Source organism: Vicinamibacteria bacterium, assembly GCA_035620555.1.
Lineage (GTDB): Bacteria > Acidobacteriota > Vicinamibacteria > Marinacidobacterales > SMYC01 > DASPGQ01.
On sequence record DASPGQ010000083.1, the window covers coordinates 1 to 3893 of the forward strand.

The 3893-nt window shown below is 63.5% G+C and carries 5 protein-coding genes; all 5 read left to right on the plus strand.

The genetic code is table 11. The annotated features are described in order from the left end of the window. The coding region (locus tag VEK15_03345) for a hypothetical protein (GenBank protein ID HXV59702.1) at positions 1-253 on the plus strand (253 nt) is incomplete at its 5' end. 70 nt (positions 254-323) lie between these two features. Beyond that, positions 324-1637 (plus strand): coproporphyrinogen-III oxidase family protein, encoded by a 1314-nt coding sequence (locus VEK15_03350; protein HXV59703.1) that lies wholly within the window; start codon positions 324-326, stop codon positions 1635-1637. After that, a complete protein-coding gene (locus VEK15_03355; GenBank protein HXV59704.1) occupies positions 1634-2878 on the plus strand; it encodes an NAD(P)/FAD-dependent oxidoreductase in 1245 nt (414 codons plus the stop codon). Before VEK15_03350 ends, VEK15_03355 begins: the two co-directional genes overlap by 4 nt. Before the next feature lie 89 nt (positions 2879-2967). Further along, positions 2968-3315 carry a hypothetical protein gene (locus VEK15_03360; GenBank protein HXV59705.1) on the plus strand — a complete coding sequence of 116 codons (348 nt, stop codon included), beginning with the start codon at positions 2968-2970 and terminating at the stop codon, positions 3313-3315. A gap of 148 nt (positions 3316-3463) precedes the next feature. Further along, positions 3464-3893, plus strand: a 430-nt coding sequence (locus tag VEK15_03365; protein ID HXV59706.1) for a hypothetical protein, incomplete at its 3' end; no start/stop codon positions are given.

Genomic DNA, 3893 nt, shown 5'->3' on the forward strand with positions numbered 1-3893 from the left:
GATCTACGTCGCCGACTCGGAGTCGAGCCCCGCGCCCGACGAGTACATGGGCATGCGCAATGCGGGGTGGGAGAAGGGCATTCGCATCGGCGACGCGCGCACCGGCTGGGTGCAGCATTTCATCCCCGACGATCGCGTCAACGTGATGGGCTACAGCGGTCCCGAAGGCATCGCGGTGGACGACGAGGGGAACCTCTATGGAGCGGAGGTCACGCAGCAGCGCGTCGTGAAGTGGGTGCGGTTTCGCCCCTAGCGGCGGAGGTGCGTTCGTCCAGCGTGCTAAACTTCATGGAGGAGGAAGCAGGAAGTGAGAGTGGAAGATCATGGAAGCGACCACCGACGCGCGGGGCACCGAGGTCGGTAGCTATTTCATCGCGAACTACCCTCCCTTCTTCTTCTGGAGTGGAGAACATCTCTCAAGGGTCGAAGAAGTCCTCGACCGGAGCTCCGATCCTTCCGTCGCTCTCGGGTTGTACCTCCATGTTCCGTTTTGCCGAAAGCGCTGCAAATTTTGCTATTTTCGGGTTTACACCGACAAGAACGCGAGGGACGTCGAGCGCTACGACGAAGCGCTCGTCCGCGAGATGGAGCTCTACCGCGGCCGGCGTGCTCTCGAGGGCCGGGCTCTAAGCTTCGTCTACTTCGGCGGCGGAACCCCCTCCTTTCTGAGCGCGAAGCAGCTCGGAAAACTCGTTCGCGGTCTCGAGCGATCCGTCTCCTGGGACGACGCGGAGGAAGTGACCTTCGAGTGCGAGCCGGGAACCTTGAGCGAGGCGAAGCTTCGCGCGCTGCGGACCATCGGCGTCAGCCGTCTGAGCCTCGGCATCGAGAGCTGGAACGACGACATCTTGCGCGAGAACGGGCGCGCCCACCTCTCGGCCGAGATCGAGCGGGCGTGGGAGTGGATCGGAAACGTTGGCTTTCCCTATGTGAACGTCGATCTCATTGCGGGAATGGTGGGAGAGACCGACGAGACGTGGGACGAGAGCGTGTCGCGCACGCTCGCCCTGGCCCCCGACAGCGTCACCATCTATCAGATGGAGCTTCCCTACAACACCGTCTACTCGAAGGAAATCCTCGTCGAGGGAAAGCGCACGCCGGTGGCGACCTGGGCGCAAAAGCGGGAGTGGCTGAGACGAGCCTTCGAGAGATTCGAGAACGCGGGCTACGGCGTGTCGAGCGGATACACGCTGGTCAAGGATCCCGAGACCTGTAACTTCAGCTACCGCGACAGCCTGTGGCACGGAGCCGATCTCCTGGCTCTGGGCGTGGCGTCTTTCTCCCACGTCGGCGGTGTCCACTATCAAAACCTCGATCGTTTCGATGATTACGTGGATGCGGTTTCACGGGGAGAGCTCCCGTTGCGGCGGGCATTCGTCGCCAGCGAGCGGGAGAAGCTCATCCGTGAGCTCATCCTGCAGATGAAGCTCGGCCGCCTGTCGAGGAGCTACTTCCGGAAGAAGTTTGGACGGGACATCCTCGATGATTTTCAGCGCCCTCTCGGCGACCTCAAAGAGCGTGGGCTCTTGACGATCGAAGGCGACGCGCTGCGGCTCAGTCGTGATGCGCTCCTCCGCGTCGACTCGCTCCTTCCGCGGTTCTTTCTCCCCGAGCACCGGAGCACGCGGTACACATGAGCTCGGATAGACTTCCGAGCCGGGCCGAGGTCGTCGTTCTCGGGGGTGGTCCCGCGGGTGCCGCCACGGCCGCGCTTCTCGCCCGGGCAGGACGGGACGTGCTGGTCCTCGAGAAGGAGCGATTCCCTCGGTTCCACATCGGCGAGTCCCTGATGCCCGCCACCTACTGGATCTTCGAGAAGCTGGGGATGCTGCCGCGCCTCCGCCAGAGCGGCTCTCCGGTGAAGGCGAGCGTGCAGTTCGTCTCCGCCGAAGGGAAGGCCTCGCGCCCGTTCTACTTCTTCGAGCGCGATCCGCGCGAATGTTCCTATACGTGGCAGGTGGAGAGGGCATGGCTCGACTCCGCGATGCTGGAGAACGCCGCCGAGAGCGGCTGCCAGGTGCGCGTGGGGGCGCTTGCGCGTGACGTGATCTTCGATGACGGACGGGTCGTTGGCGTCGAGGCGAGCCTCGAAGGGGGCCCACCCGAGCGCATCGGGGCAGAGGTCGTCGTGGACGCTACCGGCCTCACTTCGATCGTCTCGCGGCGGCTCGAGCTCAGGCGCCGCGATCCCGGGCTCGGAAGGGCGGCCGTCTTCGCGCACTACGAGAACGGTCGTCGTGATCGCGGAATCGACGAGGGGGCGACGATCATCCTCCACACTCGGGGGAACCGTGGATGGTTCTGGTACATCCCTCTGTCCGACAATCGGATAAGTGTGGGGGTTGTCGCGGCGCCGGAAGATCTCTTCGGCAGGGGGCTTTCGCACGAGGAGGTCCTCGACCGGGAAATTCGCGACTGCAGCGGGGTCGCCGAACGCCTCTCGAAGGCTCGGCGGATCTCGAACGTACACGTCGAGAAAGACTATTCTTACCGGGCCGACCGTGTGGCGGGGGATGGCTTCGTCCTCGTCGGGGATGCGTTCGGCTTTCTCGACCCCATCTACTCCTCGGGCGTCTTCTTGGCGCTTGCTTCCGCAGACATGGCGGCTTCGTCCATCGACGACGCTTTGCGTGCTCGGGACACGAGGGCGCACCGACTGGGCCGGTTCGAACCGAAGCTGCTCTCGGGGATGGAAGCGGTGCGCCGGCTCGTCTACGCCTTCTACACCCCGGGGTTCAGCTTCGCGACCTTCGTCGGAGAGCATCCCGAGCACCGCGACCGCATCACCGACATCCTAATCGGCGACGTCTTCAAAGAAGACGTCCACGCGGTCTTCGCGGATCTCGAGCACTTCGTGCAAGCGGCGCCGTACCGCTAGCTGTCGTCTTCGACGGCCCAATCGTCCGCATCGGGCCGCTTCGTGGGTATGAGATGCGAGCAAGCAGTTCGAATATCCAGATGACGTAAATGGACGGACGCGTAACGTACAAGGTTGACTCGATCTGGTCCACCGCTGACGCGCGCCGCCGCGCGCTCGAGATCCTTCGGCGTTACGCGGGCGACGGATCCGAGTCCGGACAGACGCGCATTCGACTCGCGATGCTCAAGTTGGCCGCGGGGTCTCTCGACAAGCTCGAAGAGCTCCTCGAGGACGCTCAACGAGACTTCCGAGACGTCGTTGCCGCCGCCGAGTACCCCGAAGCCCTGCGTTCGAAGCACTTACGAGGCCCGCACCTTTCGCCCGAGGAGCAGCGCGAGCGCGAAGCCATTCGCCAACGCGACCGGCGGCAGTACGAGCGCTGGCTGAACGAGTGATCAGGACTTCCGTCCATTACGAACGCCCCTACGGGGTAGCACGGTCTGAATTCAACCGTCTCTGAGAATTCTTGAGAACTTTGGACCTCATCTCTGAGGACTTCTGATTCTCCCGCTTGCTACATCTCTTGCACTCAAGGAGGGTGCGATGCGTGGAGATTGGCTGGCGGCGGTCCTCGGAGGGAGTGTCCTAGCTTTCCCGACAGCGGTGGCCAGCGGAGAGGAGCACGTTCTGAGAATCCTCTGGCGCGACCACCACGAGCTCTTGCACGATTTCGAGCAGGCTCGGTCGGAAGCCGACGCGGTCTTTCGCCGGCTCGGTGTCTCGGTAGCCTGGGAAGAGGAGCGGAAGCTGGAGCGAGCCCCGGAAGCCCGGATTCAGGTTGTCCTCATGCCTTCCGAGCCATCCGGCTGGAGGCTTCCGAAGAACGCGATGGGAGTCGTGCTCCTCCCCGAACGAAGCCCACAGGAAACGGTATACCTCTTCTATGCCCCGATCCTGAGGAGTCTCGGTATCGCAAACGACAACGGGTCCTTGTTGAAACCCAGGGAGCGTAGAGACATCGCGCGGGCCATCG

Bases quoted from the DNA above. Each gene is read 5' to 3' on its own strand.
- VEK15_03350 (HXV59703.1), top strand. From the start codon at position 324: ATGGAAGCGACCACCGACGCGCGGGGCACCGAGGTCGGTAGCTATTTC.
- VEK15_03355 (HXV59704.1), top strand. From the start codon at position 1,634: ATGAGCTCGGATAGACTTCCGAGCCGGGCCGAGGTCGTCGTTCTCGGG.
- VEK15_03360 (HXV59705.1), top strand. From the start codon at position 2,968: ATGGACGGACGCGTAACGTACAAGGTTGACTCGATCTGGTCCACCGCT.